Source organism: Photorhabdus machadonis, from assembly GCF_052657765.1.
The window spans coordinates 4,394,027-4,413,714 of record NZ_CP199761.1; the positions used below are offsets into that span (position 1 = coordinate 4,394,027).

Annotated in this window: 20 protein-coding genes; 15 read left to right on the top strand and 5 right to left on the bottom strand. The window is 44.0% G+C overall.

The window, feature by feature from the left end; genetic code table 11:
* Nucleotides 1-8: 8 nt before the first annotated feature.
* The gene (gene lpcA, locus ACUN2T_RS21235) at nucleotides 9-590 is read right to left on the bottom strand and encodes a D-sedoheptulose 7-phosphate isomerase (RefSeq protein ID WP_445494892.1); all 582 of its coding nucleotides are present in this window, start codon (nucleotides 588-590) and stop codon (nucleotides 9-11) included.
* Nucleotides 591-849: 259 nt separating this feature from the next.
* Here lpcA and fadE point away from each other — a divergent pair, with 259 nt between their 5' ends.
* The gene (gene fadE / locus ACUN2T_RS21240; RefSeq protein ID WP_445494893.1) at nucleotides 850-3,285 is read left to right on the top strand and encodes an acyl-CoA dehydrogenase FadE; all 2,436 of its coding nucleotides are present in this window, start codon (nucleotides 850-852) and stop codon (nucleotides 3,283-3,285) included.
* A gap of 62 nt (nucleotides 3,286-3,347) precedes the next feature.
* On the opposite strand, the gene lysA is transcribed toward fadE, so the two are convergent.
* Nucleotides 3,348-4,628 (bottom strand): diaminopimelate decarboxylase, encoded by a 1,281-nt coding sequence (lysA, locus tag ACUN2T_RS21245; protein WP_445494894.1) that lies wholly within the window; start codon nucleotides 4,626-4,628, stop codon nucleotides 3,348-3,350.
* A gap of 124 nt (nucleotides 4,629-4,752) precedes the next feature.
* On the opposite strand from lysA, the gene ACUN2T_RS21250 reads away from it, so the two are divergent.
* Nucleotides 4,753-5,688 carry a LysR family transcriptional regulator gene (locus tag ACUN2T_RS21250; protein ID WP_445494895.1) on the top strand — a complete coding sequence of 312 codons (936 nt, stop codon included), beginning with the start codon at nucleotides 4,753-4,755 and terminating at the stop codon, nucleotides 5,686-5,688.
* Here ACUN2T_RS21250 and ACUN2T_RS21255 read toward each other — a convergent pair.
* Nucleotides 5,671-6,585: a LysR family transcriptional regulator gene (locus tag ACUN2T_RS21255; protein ID WP_445494896.1), complete on the bottom strand. Its 915-nt coding sequence runs from the start codon at nucleotides 6,583-6,585 to the stop codon at nucleotides 5,671-5,673. The two genes, ACUN2T_RS21250 and ACUN2T_RS21255, sit on opposite strands and share 18 nt — an antisense overlap.
* A gap of 105 nt (nucleotides 6,586-6,690) precedes the next feature.
* Between ACUN2T_RS21255 and ACUN2T_RS21260 the strand changes: the two genes are divergently transcribed.
* Both ACUN2T_RS21260 and ACUN2T_RS21265 read left to right on the top strand, forming a co-directional pair.
* Nucleotides 6,691-7,575: an MBL fold metallo-hydrolase gene (locus tag ACUN2T_RS21260; RefSeq protein ID WP_445494898.1), complete on the top strand. Its 885-nt coding sequence runs from the start codon at nucleotides 6,691-6,693 to the stop codon at nucleotides 7,573-7,575.
* 31 nt (nucleotides 7,576-7,606) lie between these two features.
* Nucleotides 7,607-8,248 (top strand): DsbA family protein, encoded by a 642-nt coding sequence (locus tag ACUN2T_RS21265; RefSeq protein ID WP_445494899.1) that lies wholly within the window; start codon nucleotides 7,607-7,609, stop codon nucleotides 8,246-8,248.
* A gap of 34 nt (nucleotides 8,249-8,282) precedes the next feature.
* Here the strand turns inward: ACUN2T_RS21265 and ACUN2T_RS21270 are convergent, their stop codons facing one another.
* Nucleotides 8,283-8,945, bottom strand: coding sequence for a prepilin peptidase (locus ACUN2T_RS21270; RefSeq protein WP_445494900.1), 663 nt, complete (start codon nucleotides 8,943-8,945; stop codon nucleotides 8,283-8,285).
* Nucleotides 8,946-9,258: 313 nt separating this feature from the next.
* On the opposite strand from ACUN2T_RS21270, the gene rsmE reads away from it, so the two are divergent.
* The 4 genes from rsmE to ruvX all read left to right on the top strand — a co-directional run bounded on the left by rsmE (nucleotide 9,259) and on the right by ruvX (nucleotide 12,042).
* The gene (gene rsmE / locus ACUN2T_RS21275; protein WP_445494902.1) at nucleotides 9,259-9,990 is read left to right on the top strand and encodes a 16S rRNA (uracil(1498)-N(3))-methyltransferase; all 732 of its coding nucleotides are present in this window, start codon (nucleotides 9,259-9,261) and stop codon (nucleotides 9,988-9,990) included.
* 9 nt (nucleotides 9,991-9,999) lie between these two features.
* The gene (gene gshB, locus ACUN2T_RS21280; protein ID WP_445494903.1) at nucleotides 10,000-10,950 is read left to right on the top strand and encodes a glutathione synthase; all 951 of its coding nucleotides are present in this window, start codon (nucleotides 10,000-10,002) and stop codon (nucleotides 10,948-10,950) included.
* Between the two features lie 108 nt (nucleotides 10,951-11,058).
* The gene (locus ACUN2T_RS21285; protein WP_445494904.1) at nucleotides 11,059-11,622 is read left to right on the top strand and encodes a YqgE/AlgH family protein; all 564 of its coding nucleotides are present in this window, start codon (nucleotides 11,059-11,061) and stop codon (nucleotides 11,620-11,622) included.
* A complete protein-coding gene (gene ruvX / locus ACUN2T_RS21290; protein ID WP_445494906.1) occupies nucleotides 11,623-12,042 on the top strand; it encodes a Holliday junction resolvase RuvX in 420 nt (139 codons plus the stop codon).
* A 42-nt stretch (nucleotides 12,043-12,084) separates the two neighbouring features.
* Here the strand turns inward: ruvX and ACUN2T_RS21295 are convergent, their stop codons facing one another.
* A complete protein-coding gene (locus tag ACUN2T_RS21295) occupies nucleotides 12,085-13,104 on the bottom strand; it encodes a type IV pilus twitching motility protein PilT (protein WP_445494908.1) in 1,020 nt (339 codons plus the stop codon).
* A 21-nt stretch (nucleotides 13,105-13,125) separates the two neighbouring features.
* On the opposite strand from ACUN2T_RS21295, the gene ACUN2T_RS21300 reads away from it, so the two are divergent.
* The 7 genes from ACUN2T_RS21300 to tssD all read left to right on the top strand — a co-directional run bounded on the left by ACUN2T_RS21300 (nucleotide 13,126) and on the right by tssD (nucleotide 19,687).
* Nucleotides 13,126-13,821 carry a YggS family pyridoxal phosphate-dependent enzyme gene (locus ACUN2T_RS21300; RefSeq protein ID WP_445494910.1) on the top strand — a complete coding sequence of 232 codons (696 nt, stop codon included), beginning with the start codon at nucleotides 13,126-13,128 and terminating at the stop codon, nucleotides 13,819-13,821.
* A gap of 25 nt (nucleotides 13,822-13,846) precedes the next feature.
* A complete protein-coding gene (gene proC / locus ACUN2T_RS21305) occupies nucleotides 13,847-14,668 on the top strand; it encodes a pyrroline-5-carboxylate reductase (RefSeq protein WP_445494911.1) in 822 nt (273 codons plus the stop codon).
* A gap of 18 nt (nucleotides 14,669-14,686) precedes the next feature.
* Nucleotides 14,687-15,235 carry a YggT family protein gene (locus ACUN2T_RS21310; RefSeq protein ID WP_445494912.1) on the top strand — a complete coding sequence of 183 codons (549 nt, stop codon included), beginning with the start codon at nucleotides 14,687-14,689 and terminating at the stop codon, nucleotides 15,233-15,235.
* A gap of 26 nt (nucleotides 15,236-15,261) precedes the next feature.
* Nucleotides 15,262-15,855 carry an XTP/dITP diphosphatase gene (locus ACUN2T_RS21315; RefSeq protein WP_445494914.1) on the top strand — a complete coding sequence of 198 codons (594 nt, stop codon included), beginning with the start codon at nucleotides 15,262-15,264 and terminating at the stop codon, nucleotides 15,853-15,855.
* On the top strand, nucleotides 15,848-16,978 hold the full coding sequence (hemW, locus tag ACUN2T_RS21320; RefSeq protein ID WP_445494915.1) for a radical SAM family heme chaperone HemW: 1,131 nt from the start codon (nucleotides 15,848-15,850) through the stop codon (nucleotides 16,976-16,978). The genes ACUN2T_RS21315 and hemW overlap by 8 nt, the downstream gene beginning before the upstream one ends.
* Nucleotides 16,979-17,674: 696 nt before the next feature.
* Nucleotides 17,675-19,291, top strand: a complete 1,617-nt coding sequence (locus ACUN2T_RS21325; RefSeq protein ID WP_445493676.1) for an IS1634-like element ISPlu4 family transposase — start codon at nucleotides 17,675-17,677, stop codon at nucleotides 19,289-19,291.
* A 12-nt stretch (nucleotides 19,292-19,303) separates the two neighbouring features.
* Nucleotides 19,304-19,687 carry a type VI secretion system tube protein TssD gene (tssD, locus tag ACUN2T_RS21330; RefSeq protein ID WP_445494916.1) on the top strand — a complete coding sequence of 128 codons (384 nt, stop codon included), beginning with the start codon at nucleotides 19,304-19,306 and terminating at the stop codon, nucleotides 19,685-19,687.
* Nucleotide 19,688: the final 1 nt, after the last annotated feature.

Genomic DNA, 19,688 nt, shown 5'->3' on the forward strand with positions numbered 1-19,688 from the left:
CTGTAAAATCAAGCTCTAACCATTTCTTTTTCAATAAGTTGAATCAGGATATGAATCACTTTGATATGAATTTCTTGAATACGATCTGCATAGCCAAAATGCGGGACACGAATTTCCACATCAGCCGTTCCTGCCATTTTACCGCCATCTTTGCCTGTCAGCGTAATCACTTTCATGCCTTTTAAACGGGCAGCTTCAACGGCTTTGATAATGTTGCCGGAATTACCGGAAGTGGAGATACCCAGCAAGACATCCCCTGCTTGCCCAACCGCTTCCACATAACGAGAAAAAACAAATTCATAACCAAAATCATTACTGACGCAGGAAAGATGACTCACATCAGAAATTGCAATCGCCGGATAACCAGGGCGATTTTCGCGATAACGGCCTGTCAATTCTTCCGCGAAATGCATTGCATCACAGTGCGAACCACCATTACCGCAAGACAGTACCTTACCACCCGCTTTAAATGAATCAGCCAATAATACCGCGGCTTTCTGAATCGCTTCCATATTTGCATCGTGACTTAAAAACTTTGCCAGCGTATCTGCGGCTTCACTCAATTCACTACGGATCAGGTCTTGATACATAGGTTCCTCGCTCAGTCAGGTAATCTTTAATGTTGTGCAGAATGGCAGTTTACCGGATCAGGAGAATTGAAAGAAGACGCCATCACATTTCTGGGAAACTAATCCGCTCCCGATTACCACGAGTTTGTGAGCTGCATTGTAATTAAGATGTAAATATATTGCTAAAAACAGCTTCCTAGTCTAAAAAGAGAAGAACACCACAACAGGTCCGACCTCTGATGACTTACCCTGACCCTGAGATTAACCAGGAGCTTTTATTATGACCACATTGAGTATTATTCTATTTTTAGTCTTGATTGGGATACTTTGTTATCACAAAGTCAATCTCAGCCTCAGCAGCCTACTGCTCCTTGTCTATACCGTTTTGATGGGCGCTATTGATGCATGGAGCTACTGGATGTTGCTACCCATGGCCATCATTCTATTCCCGCTGAATTTTGCACCAATGCGTCATTCCTTACTTACTGCTCCGGCATTAAAAGCCTTCCGTAAAGTGATGCCAAGCCTATCCCGTACCGAAAAAGAAGCCCTTGATGCCGGTACTACCTGGTGGGAAGGCGAACTGTTCCGCGGTAACCCCGATTGGAAGAAATTACATGACTATCCAAAACCTCAATTAACCGCTGAAGAACAAGCATTTCTGGATGGGCCGGTAGAAGAAGCTTGCCGTATGACCAATGATTTCCAGATAAGCCATGAACTTGCTGATTTACCACCGGAGTTATGGAATTACCTGAAAGAACACCGTTTCTTTGCCATGATCATTAAAAAAGAGTATGGCGGTCTGGAATTTTCAGCATATGCGCAGGCACGAGTACTGCAAAAACTGGCGGGTACATCCGGCATTCTTGCCATTACCGTAGGTGTACCAAACTCCCTCGGCCCAGGTGAATTATTACAGCATTATGGCACCGACGAGCAGAAAAACCGTTATTTACCCGGACTTGCCCGTGGTGAAGAGATCCCTTGTTTCGCATTGACCAGCCCGGAAGCCGGTTCTGATGCAGGATCAATCCCAGATACCGGTGTAGTTTGTATGGGAGAATGGCAAGGCGAGCAAATTCTGGGTATGCGTCTAACCTGGAACAAACGTTACATTACACTTGCCCCTATCGCTACCGTACTTGGCTTGGCTTTCAAACTCTCTGACCCTGACCATTTACTGGGCGATACAAAAGAGTTAGGCATTACCTGCGCATTGATCCCGACAAATGTACCAGGAGTAGAAATTGGTCATCGCCATTTCCCACTGAACATTCCATTCCAGAATGGTCCAACTCGCGGTCAAGATATTTTTGTACCAATCGACTACATCATTGGTGGGCCGAAAATGGCCGGACAAGGCTGGCGAATGCTCGTTGAGTGTCTGTCTGTTGGCCGTGGTATTACCCTGCCGTCAAACGCAACGGGTGGTTTGAAAAGCGTTGCCATGGCGATTGGTGCATACGCTTATATTCGCCGTCAGTTCAAAATGCCAATTGGTAAAATGGAAGGAATTGAAGAACCACTGGCACGAATTGCCGGTAACGCCTATCTGATGGACGCCGCTTCAACACTTGCTACAACAGGTATCATGCTGGGCGAGAAGCCCTCCGTATTATCGGCGATTGTGAAATATCATTGTACTCACAGAGGCCAACGCTCGGTTATTGACGCAATGGATATTGCCGGTGGTAAAGGTATTTGCCTTGGCCCATCCAACTTCCTTGCCCGCACTTATCAGGGTGCACCTATCGCCATTACTGTTGAAGGTGCCAATATTCTAACCCGCAACATGATTATTTATGGTCAGGGAGCTATTCGCTGCCATCCTTATGTACTTGATGAAATGTCTGCGGCTGAAAATAATCGTATTAAAGATTTTGATAAGGCATTGTTCCGCCACCTTGGTCACGTTGCCAGTAACCTGTTACGCAGCTTCTGGCTTGGTCTGACCAACGGCCGCACCAGTCGCACGCCGGTCAATGATGCAACACGCCGTTACTATCAGCAATTAAACCGCCAGTGTGCCAACCTTGCGCTATTATCAGATGTCGCAATGGGGGTATTCGGTGGCAGCCTAAAACGTCGTGAACGTGTCTCCGCCCGCCTTGGCGACGTTCTAAGTCAAACGTATTTGGCTTCAGCGACCTTGAAACGTTATGAAGATGAAGGTCGTCAAAAAGAAGATTTACCGCTAGTCCAGTGGGCCGTTCAAGATAGCCTGTATCAGGCAGAACAGGCGATAGATAATTTACTGCGTAACTTCCCGAACCGTCTGGTTGCAGGTTTGATGCGTGCTATTGTCTTCCCATTAGGACGTGTACATTCAGCCCCATCTGACCGTCTGGATCACAAACTGGCGCAACTCTTACAACAACCTTCAGCTACTCGTGATCGCATCGGTCGTGGTCAGTTCCTGACACCGAGCGAACACAACCCTCACGGATTATTGGAAGAAGCTCTGCACGATATTATTGCCGCAGAACCGATCCACGCCCGCCTGAGCCGCGAAGCGGGTAAACACCTTGGCTTTACCCGCCTGGATAAACTGGCTGAACGGGCACTGGCAGAAAGTAAGATTTCTCAAGATGAGGCGGAAATTCTGAAACGCGCGGAAGCAAGCCGTCTGCGTTCTATTAATGTCGATGAATTTGAACCAGAAGCATTAGCTGTTCCTGCTCCAATCGCAAAGTCAAGAACGAAAGCAGCCTGATATTGACGACTAAAGAATGGACGTAATCACGGGGCGATACCTTAAGGTATCGCCCCCATATTTCACGACACAGATGCAAAAGATACGTCTTCCAGCGCTAATAACTCGTCAATCGTTTGACGACGGCGAATCAATTGAGGTTTGCCATTAATAAACAACACTTCTGAGATAAGCGGACGGCTATTGTAATTAGAAGACATTGACGCACCATAAGCACCGGTATCATGGAAAACCAGATAATCACCAACCTGAACAGGTGGCAACATTCTTGGCGCAACGCCACCACCTTCCACCTGCGTGAAAACATCACCTGATTCACATAACGGACCTGCAACTAACGTTTCCTGCAATGGAAGCGGTTCAAGCTGACGCCCATCAGCAGGCAAAACCGAAATATGATGATAACTGCCATACATTGCCGGCCGCATTAAATCATTGAATCCCGCATCCACCAGCACATAAAGACGGCTTCCCATCGGTTTAACAGCCCGAACTTCTGTCATCAGAATGCCGGATTCTGCAACCAGAAATCTCCCCGGTTCAATTTCCAGTTCAATGCTATGACCTAAATGTTGCTCAATTCTTTTACGAGCATCATCCCACAACCCAAAATAGTGAGCGATATTGATCTGTTCATCTCCCTGCTGATAAGGAGTAGATAAACCGCCACCGGCTGAAATTGCCTGAATATCTTCACCACAGAGAATAACTTGTTCAACCATAGCATCGCACACACTCGCAAGGTGCTGATAATCAACACCAGAGCCGATATGCATATGCAAACCAAGCAATTTCAATCCATAGTGCCGTATTTTCTCAATCGCCAGTGAGAGATCCTGATACCAAATACCATGTTTGCTGTTTTCACCACCAGTATTCGTTTTCTGGCTATGGCCATGACCAAATCCAGGGTTAATCCGCAACCATACCGGATGCCCTTTTTTACATTGACCAATCTGCTCCAGCATATCAATAGAGCCCGCATTAACTGGAATATCCAGTTCAGTTACCTGTCTAAGCGTTGGCACATCTATCAAATCAGCAGTAAAAACGATTTCTGCTATTTCTTGGCCTGGACGAAACCCAGCCCGCAAAGCACGCTCAATTTCACCCAGTGAAACCGCATCAACTTTCACACCATATTCACGCATAAGACGCAAAATATGAGTATTAGAGCAAGCTTTCTGCGCAAACCGAATCACATCAAACTGACGTAACATCCTGATTCTTTGGATAATTGTTTCGCTATCATAAACCCATAACGGAGCGCCATAAGTTTCTGGCAGACTGCTCAGATTTTCTGGTATCAGATCAGAACGACTATTAAGGATAAAGGCACTCATCAGGGTTTCTCTCACAAAATCAGCAGGTAACCCATTATTGGTTGTAAAAAACAGGAATAAAAATATCTGTTTCGCTATAGTCTATTCATCTGTGATATAGAGTTATTAACTGAAGGAGTTATCTATGTCTGCTTGTTCATGGCGCCATATTGAAATATTCCATGCGGTAATGACAGCAAAAAATCTGACAGAAGCGGCAGTTTTATTACAAACTTCACAACCAACAGTCAGCCGGGAATTAGCACGATTCGAGCATTTGATAAAATTCAAACTGTTTGACCGGGTAAAAGGCCGCCTGCATCCGACAGCCCAAGGATTACGCCTTTTTGAAGAAGTTCAGCGCTCTTATTATGGCCTTGAAAGAATAATGAATACGGCTGACAGTATCCGTAAATTTCAACACGCTCAACTTTCTATTACCTGCCTGCCGGTATTTTCACAATCCTTATTACCTAAAGTTTGTCACAACTTCACCCGCCAATACCCTGAGGCTAATTTAACCATCATTCCACAGGAATCACCGCTATTAGAAGAGTGGCTCTCAGCTCAACGTCATGACCTTGGCCTGACCGAACATTTGCAAACACCACCCGGTACACAAAGAGAAACACTGATCACGCTGAATGAAATTTGCATATTGCCCGCCACTCATCCGCTCAGTCATAAATCATTGCTGGCTCCAGAAGACTTCAGTGGGCAAAATTTTATCAGCCTTTCGATAACAGACAGCTACCGTCAACTTATTGATGGAATCTTCGCAGAACACCATATTAACCGCCGAATGATTATGGAAACTCACAGTGCCGCATCAGTATGTGCAATGGTGCGGGAAGGCATCGGCGTTTCTATTGTCAACCCACTGACCGTACTCGATTATCTGGACTGCCACGGCGAAGCTGAAATATGCGCCCGCCCGTTTAGTATTAACATTCCTTTTACTGTCAGCCTGATCAAACCCATTCACCGCCCTTCTTCCACCCCAGTCGATACTTTTATTGAACACCTGAAAGCACAGATTGCCCTGTTTCCTCAGAAGTTGAAATCAGCGTTTCAGCATTAACTTTTGCCAGTACGGAGAAGAAGCAAACCATTTCACCAAAAAATCCAGTAATGCCCTGAGCGTTGCTGGCATATTTTGACGACTGGCATAAATACCATAAATACCCATAGCCTGAGGTTGATATTCCGGCAACAACTGAATCAGTTTTCCTGATGCCAGATGAGAAGCAACAGAATAATAAGGTTGCATAGCGATTCCCGCCCCTTGCAATGTCGCTTCCATTAAGACAATGGATTCATTGGCGCTCAAAGTACCACTAACCGGAACAGAATATTTTTCTCCCTGACGCCCAAACAACCAAAGACTTTTGCCAAAAAAATTATAAGTCATACAGTTATGCAATGCCAAATCAGCCGGCTTATGAGGGATAATTTTTCCTGCCAGATAGGAAGGTGCAGCACAAACAACAGAGTGACAAGTCGATAACGGTCTGGCAATCAAATTCGGTTCCAGATTATTCGTGATCCGTAACGCCAAATCTATCCGCTCTTCGACCAGGTTTATTGCTTTATTACTCATCTGCATATCAATAGCTATCTGAGGATAAATTTGCATAAACTCAGGAATAGCCACAGACAGTGCGCTCATTGCCAGAGACTGAGAACTGCTTATCCGCAAAAGGCCACTAAGCTCTTGAGCTGCTACTGGTTGATGGACAGGTATCTCTTCCGCCAATTGCAACAGTTTACAGCTACGCTGATAGGCGATCTCTCCTGCCGATGTCAGGCTGATCTTTCTGGTTGTACGATGTAACAGGCGTACTCCCGCCCATTTTTCCATTTCAGCCAAATAGCGCGATACCATTGCACGCGACATATCTAACCGTTCCGATGCGGCAATCATGCTGCCTTGTTCTACAATTATAGTGAACACTTGCGCAGCAGTGACTCTATCCATCAATTAGCTCGATTTATGCAACAAATAATTGCTAATTATGCGGTTTTTCCATCGAAAAACGCAACTTATTATAAGCCCCATTGACACAACATCAGGAATTCAATCATGACTCGCAAAACAACATTGAATATTGCTCTGGCTGGTATCCTTTCTTTAGGTACCGTTTCTCTGGCACAAGCCGCTAATCTAAAACTGGATGTTTATAATCCAGGAGAAAAAAGCGTATTTCCCGTCTCTTCTGAAATCATTAGTGGTGATAAAGAAGTTGTACTGATCGATGCTCAGTTCCAAAAAAATGATGCTGAAGCACTGGTCAAGAGAATTAAGGATACCGGCAAAAAACTGACAACCATCTATATCAGTCAGTCCGATCCTGATTTCTACTTCGGTCTTGATGTCCTGACCAAAACGTTCCCTGATGCAAAAGTCATTGCATCCCCAGAAACAATTAAAGAAATCAACCAAACCAAAGATGGCAAATTGGCTTATTGGGGAGGTGTCCTGAAAGGACAGGCACCCAAAAAAGTTATCGTGCCGCAACCGCTGGAAGGTAACACTTTTACGGTTGATGGTGAAAAGCTGATCGTTGTAGGTCTTGATGGCCCGGCGGCTGACCGTACTTTCGTTTGGATACCAAAACTGAAAGCTGTAGTCGGTGGCGTCACCGTTTCAGGCAACATTCATGTCTGGATGGCAGATACACAGACTAAAGAATCCCGCAAGAATTGGATGCAAACGTTGGATCGTATCAAAAAACTGAAACCTACCATTGTGGTACCGGGACATTTCGTTGGTAACGCACCAATGACATTGCGATCGGTCAAGTTTACTCAAAAATACCTAGCTACTTTTGAGAAAGAATTACCAAAAGCGAAAGATTCAAAAGCGCTGATAGCCGCAATGGAAAAATATTATCCAAAACTTGGAGACAAATCCAGCCTCGAACTGAGTGCCAAAGTGCTAAAAGGCGAAATGAAGTGGCCTCAATAAGTCAATTAACTCTTTTTCAGGAATAAGTAATATGCCCGGAACGACTCTGCATTATATCTATGATCCCCTATGTGGCTGGTGTTATGGCGTTTCCGCTCTAATACAAGCAGCGCAAGAGGCCACAAATGTGAAAATTAAATTGCATGGCGGCGGAATGCTAACTGGAGATAACAAACGCCAAATAGACAGCGCATGGCGTGATTATATCCTTAGTCAGGATAAACGGATCGCAAGCCTTACCGGGCAAGTTTTCAGTGAACAATATGTCGCACTGTTAAACGATAGATCACTGATGATGGATTCATTACCACCAATATCAGCCATCCTTGCAGCAAAAAAGTTGTCTGGTAAAGGTGTCGAAATGTTACTGGCAGTACAAAAAGCGCATTATGTTCGTGGATTAAAAATCAGCGAAACTGAAACATTATTGAATTTAGCAAATGAATTACAGCTTGATTCAGAGCAGTTCCAGCAAGAGCTGACACTGAATAATGAATCAGAAAGTCTCCAACATATCAAGAACAGCCGTGAACTATTAGCAAAAGTTAGCGGCTCAGGCTTCCCTACTTTTATTCTAGAAAATGACAGAAACGAACTATCTGTTATTTCTCTTGATAAATATTTAGGACAACCAAAACGTTGGCAAGATGCACTGATTCACGCTCAGTTTTAATACCACAGTTTAACTAATGGTGCCCATATCTTATTCAGCTATTGGGCACCATCCACGATAATCCATCAATTCCTTGTAAGTTCAAATAGAGCATTATGATCGCAGAAATGGCTATATATGGGCCAAAAGCAACAGGTGCCTGATAATTTCCTCGTGATTTCCACATCCACAAACACCCAATAATGCCAAACAATGAAGATAGGAGCATTAATAAAGGAATTGCGCCAACACCCAACCAAGCACTAACTGCCGCCATTAACTTAAAATCACCATACCCCATTCCCTCTTTGTGATTGATAATTTTGAATAACCAATAGAACGACCATAAAATCAAATAACCCGCAACTGCACCTGTTACAGCGTGATCAATAGGCACAAAAGTTTGATTCAAATTCAATAATAAACCTAACCATAAAAGTGGATAATTTATTATATCTGGCAATAATTTAATTTTTATATCAATAAAAGAAAGTATAATTAGCATCCAAATAAATATCAAAGCAACATATAAATCAAAATTCAATGGGAAATAAATCACAAAAAAAGCAGTTACAAACAGTGTAACTAATTCAACCTGAAAATAATCAAAAGATATTTTTTCATATCCACAAACAATCTCAGGAAATAAAAACATTATTTTATTTAAAGTGATTCCTGACACTACCCCAATAAAAATCGCCAGAATGACAATTGTCACATTAAACCTCATTCAATAAAACACCTTTAATTTCAAATTATTACATTAAAAACACTTTTAATTGAATAACAGAAGGAATTCCCACTGTATTTTCGAACAATAAGATTGTAATAAAAACATCCACATTAAAACAACAAAATAAACATATAACATTCAAATAAGAAATAAATATGCGAGCAGACTCGCAACATTTATTCAGAGATAAAAATCAGTATCAGAGATAGCTTGATAGTTAGCTTAAGCCTCCCTTATCATAGCACTATTATTTATTGCCTTATGTTATAGCTCTACCCCGCAGGAAGGAACAAAAAACATGCGTATACCCCGCATTTATCACCCGGAATTACTCACATCCGACACTGAAATTTATTTGAGTGATGAGGCAGCCAACCATGTCGGGCGGGTACTCAGAATGAGTCATGGTCAACAGTTACAACTGTTTGATGGCAGTAATCAGATCTTCAATGCCGAAATCACCGAAGCCAATAAAAAATCTGTCCAGGTTCATATCAACAATAGCGAACTTGCCGATAACGAATCACCACTTAATCTGCATCTGGGGCAAGTCATATCCCGCGGTGAGAAAATGGAATTCACCATTCAAAAATCTGTAGAGTTAGGGGTGAATGTTATTACACCTTTAATTTCTGAGCGCTGCGGTGTCAAACTGGATGGAGAACGGCTGGCTAAAAAACTTCAGCAATGGCAAAAAATTGCCATTGCTGCCTGTGAGCAATGTTGCCGTAATCGCATACCTGAAATTCGTCCGGTAATGCAACTTGAACACTGGTGTGCAGAAGATGATGGCAGTTTAAAATTAAATTTACATCCACGCGCCAGTCAAAGCATCAATACCCTGCCTTTACCTGTGGAAAAAGTACGTTTACTGATTGGTCCGGAAGGTGGCTTATCAATAGATGAAATTGCTATGACCGCTAATTACCAATTTACTGATATCCTGTTAGGACCACGTGTCTTAAGAACAGAAACAACAGCGCTTACCGCAATTACTGCATTACAAGTGCGTTTCGGCGATTTGGGTTAAGGAGGAAGAATGATCAAACTCGGCATAGTGATGGATCCCATTTCATCCATCAAAATCAAGAAAGACACCAGTTTTGCTATGCTGTTGGAAGCGCAACGCCGCGGCTGGGAACTTCATTATATGGAGATGAGCGATCTCTATCTGCACCAAGGCGAAGCCCGCGCACGTACCCGCCTATTGCAAGTAGAAAACAATCCACAGCAATGGTATCAATTCGATAGAGAACAAGATCTGGCACTGGAAACACTGGATGTCATCTTGATGCGTAAAGATCCTCCATTTGATACTGAGTACATTTACGCCACTTATATTCTGGAGCGCGCTGAAGAGAAAGGGACACTTATCGTCAATAAACCTCAAAGTCTGCGCGATTGTAACGAAAAACTCTTTACAGCTTGGTTCTCTGATTTAACACCGGACACATTAGTGACCCGCAATGCTGCTCACCTACGTGAATTCCATCAAAAACATGGTGATGTCATCTTTAAACCGTTGGATGGCATGGGTGGCGCATCTATATTCCGCCTGAAAAAAGATGACCCAAACGTCGGCGTGATTATTGAAACCCTGACAGAACACGGCAATCGCTTCTGCATGGCGCAGAATTTCTTACCTGCTATAAAAGAAGGCGACAAACGGATATTAATTGTCGATGGTGAACCGGTTCCTTATTGTCTGGCCCGCATTCCAGCCCAGGGTGAAACCCGTGGTAACCTTGCTGTCGGTGGTCGTGGTGAAGCGCACCCGCTTTCAGAAAGTGACTGGGCTATAGCCAGAGCTGTTGCGCCAACGTTAAAAGAAAAAGGGTTAATTTTTGTTGGACTGGACATTATCGGTGACAAATTGACTGAAATTAATGTCACCAGCCCAACCTGTGCACGCGAGATAGAGGCGGCTTTCCCTGATATTTCAATAACCGGCATGTTGATGAATGCGATTGAAAAACAATTGGAGAAATAAAAATCTCTTTTCGTTAATTTTCCTGTCAAGGTTTGTCATTTGCACTTTTAGCCCACATACTGTGGGCTAAATAATCCTTAAATAGCCAGGTTAATTACCAAAAACAAAATGAATCTACAGCACCATTTTCTTATCGCCATGCCCACATTATCTGATTCCTACTTCAAACGCTCAGTTGTTTACGTTTGTGAACACAACGAAAACGGGGTAATGGGATTGGTGATAAATAAACCAATTGAACAAATCTCTGTTCGGAAAGTTTTACAAAAACTGAAAATCTCACCAGAAGATCGGGATGAAAGTATTAGCCTAAACAAACCGGTCATGACTGGTGGCCCTCTTGCCGAAGATCATGGTTTTATATTGCACACACCACAATCAGGTTTCAGTTCAAGTATCAAAATTTCCGATGACACGATGATTACCACATCCAAAGATGTACTTGAAACCCTGGGCACACCACGCCAACCAAAACAGATATTAGTCACGCTGGGGTATGCAAGTTGGGAAAAGGGGCAACTTGAAAAAGAGATCATGGAAAATAGTTGGCTAACCGCAAACGCTGATCCACATATTATTTTCAACTCACCCATTGCGGATCGCTGGCGTGAGGCCGCATCTTTGCTCGGTATCAATATCTATAATATTGCTCCACAGGCAGGACATGCATAGATGGGTAACCGCACAATAATGGCTTTCGATTTTGGTACCCGTAGTATCGGCGCAGCTATCGGGCAGGAAATTACGGGTACCGCCAGAGCATTGACCTCGTTTAAAGCCACAGAGGGTATCCCCAATTGGCAGCAAATCGAAAAATTACTTAAAGAGTGGCAGCCAGATCTGGTTATTGTTGGTCTTCCCCTCAATATGGATGGCACTGAGCAACTTGTAACAACACAGGCACGTAAATTTGCAAACCGGCTTCATGGCCGGTTTGGTGTGCAAATTGAACTCCAGGATGAACGCCTGACAACGGTTGAAGCCCGCGCTCATCTGTTTGACCGTGGAGGCTACAAAGCCTTAGATAAAGGGAAAGTCGATTCTGCATCCGCTGTTATTATTCTGGAAAGCTGGTTCGAGCAGCACTATTAAACTATCAACTAACAATAACTGCGGATCAACTAACAACAGCGATTAATTGTTAACCTCCGACTGCTCTGCCAATAATCCCTGTAATTTACGCTGCTGCCAGCCTTGCTCATAGGTTTGCATCCCACTGGCAGCACCTGTTTGCATAAGCGTTGTTATTTGATGATTTTTGCCTTCCCGTATCAGATGACTGACCGCCTGATTAACCACCAACACTTCATACACGGCAATCCGTCCTCCATCCTGCGCAGAAACCAATTGCTGCGCTATCACGGCCTTCAAACTCCCTGCAAGCTGACTGCGTACCCATCCTTTTTCTTCCGCCGAAAATATATCCACCAGCCGATCAATTGCCTGTACTGCGCCTCTGGTATGCAAAGTTGAAAATACCAAATGCCCTGTTTCTGCCGCAGTTAATGCCAGACGTATTGCCTCCTTATCTCTCAGCTCACCCAACAGCAATACATCAGGATCCTGCCGGAGAGCACCTTTCAGCGCTTCCTGATAGCTGGAGGAATCCAATCCGATTTGTCGTTGCTGTATTAGACAATTGCGGCTGTGGTGGATAAATTCTACAGGATCTTCCAATGTAATAATGTGCTGACAACAATGACTGTTCAGCATATCCACAATGGCGGTTAAGGTTGTCGATTTCCCGCTGCCTGTAGCACCGGTCACCAAGATCAATCCACTTTCTTCCCGTAAAATCATTTCCCGGATAATTGCAGGCGCTTTTAGCTGTTCCAGCGTTGGGCACTGAGAGCTAATTAAACGCAGAACGACTGACAGCCCCGATTGCTGACGAAAAATGTTGCCTCGCAATCGTTGGTGGTTTTCTGTCTCCATTGAGAAATCCACATGCCCACAAATTAATAGCTGTTTTAACTGATTTTCTGATAAAAACTGCCTGCTCCACTCTTCCAACAAAGTATTATTTACAGATGGCAGTTGAGTTTGTGAATAAAGCACACCATTTATACGTAATACAGGAGCTTGCCCAACACAAAGATGCAGATCAGAAGCATTATGCTTTACACTAAGGGCCACTAGCTTATCCATATTCATTTTTTAATCTCCTGAGTCACTATGAACAATATTGAACAAAACTTACAAGATGTCAGGACCCACATAGCCGTTGCCGCACAGAAATGCGAACGTTCTCCAGAAGAAATTACGCTGCTTGCAGTCAGTAAAACCAAACCTGTGGAAGATATCGAAAAAGCAATCGTTGCCGGTCAGCGCCAGTTTGGTGAGAATTACGTACAGGAAGGGGTAGAAAAAATTGCTTATTTTGCAAATCATAATGATTTGATATGGCACTTTATCGGTCCGTTACAGTCTAATAAAAGTCGTCTGGTGGCAGAAAATTTTAACTGGTGCCATACCGTTGACCGCCTGAAAATAGCACAGCGTCTAAGCGAACAACGCCCGGAAGGAATGGAACCACTGAATATTCTTATTCAAATAAATATCAGTGATGAACAGAGCAAATCAGGTATTCAACTTGACGAACTCCCCTCTCTGGCAACCGAAATAAGCAAACTGCCGAACGTGACGCTACGCGGTTTAATGGCAATCCCTGCACCGGAGCCCGACTATGAACACCAATTGGTGGTTTTCAGGCAAATGGAACAGGCTTTCTTTAATCTGAAAACTCAATATCCTCAAATAGATACCCTCTCAATGGGGATGACTGATGATATGGCTGCTGCCATTAATTGTGGTTCCACATTAGTGCGGATCGGGACGGCAATTTTCGGTGCACGTCGGTATCACAATTAACCATATCGACGCTACGAGGTATTTAATGGAAAAACGTAAAATTACTTTTATTGGTGCAGGTAATATGGCTCACGCCATCATTGCCGGATTAGTAAAAGGAGGCTACCCTGCTGAACTGATCAATGTCTGCGCTCCCGGTAATACTCGCCGCGATGTACTGGCAAAGGAGTATGGCGTCAACAGCAGCAGTGATAATATTCGCGGTACACAGGAAGCCGATGTTGTTGTTATGGCGGTAAAACCGCAAGTGATGGCAGATGTCTGCCAGCCGCTAAAGGAGCAGGTGGATTTCAGTAACAAATTGGTTCTGTCTATCGCAACAGGAATTCCTATTGCGCGCTTTGAAACTTTATTACAAGACAAACTCAACATTGTCCGTATCATGCCAAATACCCCGGCATTAGTTGGTCAGGGGTTGAGTGGATTATTCGCGTCTGAGCAAGTCAATCAGTCTGACCGTGATTTCACTCAAGCATTGATGAACAGCGTCGGTAAAACCCACTGGGTAAAAGATGAAAACGGCATCAATGATATTCTCGCTATAGCAGGTAGTGCCCCCGCTTATTTCTTCCTGTTTATGGAATCAATGCAACAAGAGGCAGAACGCCTAGGTTTTGACAGTGAAACAGCCCGTGAAATCGTTTTGCAAACAGCAACCGGTTCTGCGGCGCTGGCCGCATCAAATGCAGATCTCCCTTTTGCAACCTTGCGTGAGCAGGTAACATCTAAAGGTGGTACCACTGCGGAAGCATTGCGCATTTTTTATGAAGGCAAATTGCCGGAAATCGTATCCAGTGCCATGCAGGCAGCTATTCGCCGCGCACAGGAAATAGAAAAACAATTTTAATTTTATCAGGGCTGCTAAATGCAATTTTTAACTTTTATTCTGTTCACCGTTCTGGATTTATACATCGTTGTTTTATTACTTCGAGTATGGATGCAATGGGCCCGTTGTGATTTTTACAACCCATTTGCCCAGTTTATCGTGAAAATTACTCAGCCGATCGTTCGGCCACTGCGCCGTGTGCTCCCAGCTATTGGTCCGCTTGATACCGCTTCTGTTGTTGTGGCCTATGCTCTGGTGCTGCTTAAATTAACCATGCAACTCTGGTTCAGTACCGGTGCGTTTGCTTTCCTCACGCTTTTCATTCCTATCGGATTAATTGAACTACTGACAGCCGCCGGCAAGCTGGTATTTTGGCTGGTGCTGGCGCGTGCTCTGTTAAGCTGGATAAGCCAGGGCCGCAATCCGATTGACTATGCTCTGATGCAACTGACAGAACCACTGATGGCACCTATCCGCCGTATTATCCCGGCAATGGGTGGCCTTGATTTCTCCGCAATGATCGTCATTTTGATCCTCTACGCGCTGAACTATCTCCGCGCTGATGTTCTCTCATGGCTGATACAGTAAATAACAATTAAATTGGGTTCAAAATAATGCAAAAAGTTGTTCTGGCAACCGGCAATCCCGGAAAAGTGCGTGAATTGGCGCAATTACTGGCTGATTTTGGTCTGGATATCATTGCTCAAACTGAATTAGGCGTAAATTCCGCCGAAGAAACTGGGCTGACATTTATTGAAAATGCCATTCTTAAAGCCCGTCACGCGGCACAAATTACCAGCCTGCCAGCGATTGCTGATGATTCCGGTTTATCCGTAGATATCCTTGGCGGCGCTCCTGGCATCTATTCAGCCCGTTATGCGGGGGAAGATACTACCGATCAGCAAAATCTGGCAAAACTGTTGGATACGATGAAAGATATTCCTGATGATCAACGTCAGGCTCAGTTTAACTGTGTACTGGTTTATATGCGCCACGCAGAAGATCCCACTCCTCTGGTCTTTCATGGCCGCTGGCCGGGGATTATTGCCCATAAACCTGCCGGTAATGGCGGGTTTGGTTACGATCCCATCTTCTACATACCAGAATTAGGCTGTACTGCGGCTGAGTTAAGTGGTGAGCAAAAAAATGCCGTGTCACACCGCGGTCAAGCACTGAAAATGATGTTGGATACACTACATAATGCTTAAGCTTCCACCACTGAGTCTTTATATCCATATTCCGTGGTGTGTACAAAAGTGTCCTTACTGTGATTTCAACTCCCATGCCTTAAAAGGTGATGTTCCACATCAGGAATATGTTGACCATTTATTAGCAGATCTGAAAGCGGATCTTCCAATGGTCAACGGTCGGGAAATCACCACTATCTTTATTGGTGGTGGAACTCCCAGTCTGCTCAGTTCACAAGGGATGCAACAATTACTGGACGGTGTTCGTACTCTACTGCCGGTATCGGCGCAAGCTGAAATTACGATGGAAGCCAACCCGGGTACAGTGGAAGCCGACCGTTTCAGTGGTTATCAGCAAGCCGGTATTAACCGGATATCCATTGGTGCCCAGAGTTTCAGCCCGGATAAACTGGTACGCCTTGGCCGTATCCACGGCCCGGATGAAGCCAAACGGGCAGCACATTTAGCCGCCAGTCTGAAGCTACGCAGTTTTAATCTGGATTTGATGCACGGTTTGCCAAACCAAAGCCTTGATGAAGCACTGGATGACTTACGTCAGGCGATTGCGTTATCACCACCGCATCTTTCGTGGTATCAACTGACTATTGAACCAAATACCAGCTTTGGTTCCCGCCCTCCGGTTCTGCCTGACGATGATGCTTTGTGGGATATTTTTTCACAAGGGCATCAATTGCTGACAGCAGCAGGTTATCAGCAATACGAAACTTCTGCTTATGCCAAACCAGGCTATCAATGCCAGCATAATCTCAACTACTGGCGTTTTGGCGATTATCTTGGTATTGGTTGTGGCGCTCATGGAAAAATCACATTTGAAGATGGCCGTATTCTGCGTACAATAAAAACCAAACATCCTCGTGGATATATGCAGGCCCGCTATCTGGATAAACAGCATCAGGTAGGAAATGAAGATCGGCCATTTGAATTTTTTATGAACCGGTTCCGTTTACTGGAAGCCATGCCAAAACAAGATTTCAGTGATTTCACCGGATTGTCGGAAAGTTCAATCCGTAATCAAATTGATAAAGCCTTAGCCGCAGGTTATCTCTCTGAAACAGCAATACATTGGCAAATTACGCAGAAAGGGAAACTATTCCTGAATTCATTATTGGAACTGTTTATTTAATGCAGCAATTGCCTTCAAAAAATTCAACTCCACAAAATTCATTTTGTGCATGAAATCGATACCGACACTGGTTTCGGTTCTATTCATAATACATTGCCCCTACTGAATTTCAGTGGGGGCTCCCCCCCGTTAGACGGTGACAACTGAATACTCAGTGTCTCAATCAATAAAGATAATAAGCTATCACCCGAAAAAACCTCCGGTCCCCAACTGTTAGGGAAATTGATAACACATCATTTTTATCAAAATGAAGAGAATAACTATAAATAATCATAACTTTTGTACCAAGAAAACTAATATCCGAATAATGATCTGAATATTCTATCAGAACTGACACACCCAATATAGAAAATCATCTTGGATTCACATATAAATTACAACGCAATTAAAGTATTAATATTGAAATAACAATTAAATTATCAACAACAAAAGTCCAGCATGTAAAAAATAAATAAAACAAACATTCGTCAACTTTTCCTATAAATATATTTACCCATATAAATAATAGTTAATGTTGATTATTAATAAACACATTAGTTGCATTTTAATAAAATTAAAATATATCCGTCATTCCGCACCGTATTTCTGATTTAAAAATAATGTGATCTTACACAGGTTTTTTGTATTGATGACATCGGTGGGGTTGACGGTAATCGCTAATTTTGATCTATTACTTTTATTTGCCGGAAAGCGAATATGTCCACCCCCATACCTGCCATTAAACGTCTCGATCATCCTGGCCTTATCGCCGCTTTTTGTCATGAAGCCGGTTTACCCCGCATGATTGATGCCATTATCCCAAAATATTCATCGCATACCGTCTCTCACGCCGACGCTTTTCTGGCGATGATCCTTAACGGGCTGGGGTTTCACAGCCGGACATTGCACATGTTTTCCGGCTTTTTTCAACATAAGCCGATTGCGCGTTTAATTGGCGCTGATATTGAAGCTGAACACCTTAATGATGATGTGCTCGGCCGTACACTGGATGCCTTATATGAAGCGGGGGTGTCGGAAGTTTATCAGGTGCTTGCTGAGCAAGTGGTTGATAAATTGGGGCTGAAGCCCGATTCCGTTCATTTGGATATCACGAGTTTTCATGTCGATGGTGACTATGACAGCGCGTTGGGAGATGACACAAAACGCATTGCACTGGTGCCGGGTTATAGCCGGGATCACCGGCCTGAACTGAACCAGGTTGTCCTTGAACTGATTTGCGAAAATCAGGCAGGCATCCCTGTCTATATGCAGGCTATGAGCGGGAATACGAATGATGCCAAAGCCTTTGCCCAGACGATCAAAACCCATATTCAATGTCTGAAAGCGGCACAAAACAGCCGCTACTTTGTGGCCGATGCTGCCCTTTATACTGAAGCCGCGATCGCTTCGCTTCATCAGCAAAAACAACGATTTATTACGCGTGTTCCCCTGACGATCAAGGAAGCTAAACAGTCTCTCCTGAACGTGACAGCGGAGCAATTCAGCCCCATCAGTGAGGGCTATTCAGGCTGCTGGGTGACGTCATCGTATGGCGGCGTTCCTCAGCGTTGGTTACTGGTGAACAGTACGGCGGCAGAAAAACGTGAAAACCAGACTTTCCGGAAAAACACACTCAGGGAAACAGAAAACGAGTCTAAACAGTTCGACAAACTGGGCAAAAAATCCTTTGCCTGCCGGGAAGATGCCTTACAGGCACTGCATGATTTTGAGTCTCAATGCCAGTTTATCGGCATCGCCTCGCCGGAAATTCAGGCGATTACCGTCTATGCGGGGCGCGGGAAACCCGGCAAGCATCAACACCCCAAATCGGTTCATTATCAATTAGCCGGTCAGGTTTATACCCGGTTAGACAAGGTGAAGCAGGCCAGATTGCGGGTCGGGAGGTTTATTTTAGCGACCAATGAACGGGATGAAGGACGGCTTGATATGGCGGCGTTACTGGCTAATTATAAGGCACAACAAAAGGTGGAACGGGGTTTTCGCTTCCTGAAAAGTCCGGAATTCCTGACGTCTGCTATTTTCCTGAAAAAACCAGAGCGGATAGAAGCGCTGTTAATGGTGATGACATGTTGTCTCATGGTTTATGCGGCGCTGGAACATAAAATTCGCCATGAATTGAAACAAAGTGTGCCGTTTTTCCCCGATATGAAGAACAAACCGACACAATCCCCCACCGCGCGTTGGGTGTTTCTGGCCTTTGAAGGGATCAGCACCTTTGAATTTCAAGAACATAAAATGGTGACAGGAATGCAATCTTACCACCATGAGCTTTTGAGTTTATTAGGCGCACAATATAAAGCGGTTTATTCCTGAATTAGGTGCGGAATGAAGGATGAAAATGAAATTTTCATTTACACTCTTCAACATTTGATGACCAGAGAGCAGCATGCTTCTCATCATCCGGTCATGATAATAAAGCCTATTGATAAATCGTCCCCTTTACTGGCGCAGTGTTTTTCTGAAAATGAAGAGCTGGAATGTTTATTTGAATTGTACCGAACATCGCCAACCGGAGGGTTAGAAAAATACTATTCCATCAGGCTGGGCCATGCTTTTATATCCAGCATAAAATCCAATTATCCGCACTCCAAAGACAATAATTCAGGCACACCACAAGAAGTTATCTGTTTTACTTACAAGAATATCACCTGGAACAATCTTGCTTGTTCAACTGGTTCTTACAGCTTCTGGGATGACAGGATCTATTAAC

Bases quoted from the DNA above. Each gene is read 5' to 3' on its own strand.
- lpcA (WP_445494892.1), bottom strand. From the start codon at position 590: ATGTATCAAGACCTGATCCGTAGTGAATTGAGTGAAGCCGCAGATACG.
- fadE (WP_445494893.1), top strand. From the start codon at position 850: ATGACCACATTGAGTATTATTCTATTTTTAGTCTTGATTGGGATACTT.
- lysA (WP_445494894.1), bottom strand. From the start codon at position 4,628: ATGAGTGCCTTTATCCTTAATAGTCGTTCTGATCTGATACCAGAAAAT.
- ACUN2T_RS21250 (WP_445494895.1), top strand. From the start codon at position 4,753: ATGTCTGCTTGTTCATGGCGCCATATTGAAATATTCCATGCGGTAATG.
- ACUN2T_RS21255 (WP_445494896.1), bottom strand. From the start codon at position 6,585: ATGGATAGAGTCACTGCTGCGCAAGTGTTCACTATAATTGTAGAACAA.
- ACUN2T_RS21260 (WP_445494898.1), top strand. From the start codon at position 6,691: ATGACTCGCAAAACAACATTGAATATTGCTCTGGCTGGTATCCTTTCT.
- ACUN2T_RS21265 (WP_445494899.1), top strand. From the start codon at position 7,607: ATGCCCGGAACGACTCTGCATTATATCTATGATCCCCTATGTGGCTGG.
- rsmE (WP_445494902.1), top strand. From the start codon at position 9,259: ATGCGTATACCCCGCATTTATCACCCGGAATTACTCACATCCGACACT.
- gshB (WP_445494903.1), top strand. From the start codon at position 10,000: ATGATCAAACTCGGCATAGTGATGGATCCCATTTCATCCATCAAAATC.
- ACUN2T_RS21285 (WP_445494904.1), top strand. From the start codon at position 11,059: ATGAATCTACAGCACCATTTTCTTATCGCCATGCCCACATTATCTGAT.
- ruvX (WP_445494906.1), top strand. From the start codon at position 11,623: ATGGGTAACCGCACAATAATGGCTTTCGATTTTGGTACCCGTAGTATC.
- ACUN2T_RS21295 (WP_445494908.1), bottom strand. From the start codon at position 13,104: ATGAATATGGATAAGCTAGTGGCCCTTAGTGTAAAGCATAATGCTTCT.
- ACUN2T_RS21300 (WP_445494910.1), top strand. From the start codon at position 13,126: ATGAACAATATTGAACAAAACTTACAAGATGTCAGGACCCACATAGCC.
- proC (WP_445494911.1), top strand. From the start codon at position 13,847: ATGGAAAAACGTAAAATTACTTTTATTGGTGCAGGTAATATGGCTCAC.
- ACUN2T_RS21310 (WP_445494912.1), top strand. From the start codon at position 14,687: ATGCAATTTTTAACTTTTATTCTGTTCACCGTTCTGGATTTATACATC.
- ACUN2T_RS21315 (WP_445494914.1), top strand. From the start codon at position 15,262: ATGCAAAAAGTTGTTCTGGCAACCGGCAATCCCGGAAAAGTGCGTGAA.
- hemW (WP_445494915.1), top strand. From the start codon at position 15,848: ATGCTTAAGCTTCCACCACTGAGTCTTTATATCCATATTCCGTGGTGT.
- ACUN2T_RS21325 (WP_445493676.1), top strand. From the start codon at position 17,675: ATGTCCACCCCCATACCTGCCATTAAACGTCTCGATCATCCTGGCCTT.
- tssD (WP_445494916.1), top strand. From the start codon at position 19,304: ATGAAGGATGAAAATGAAATTTTCATTTACACTCTTCAACATTTGATG.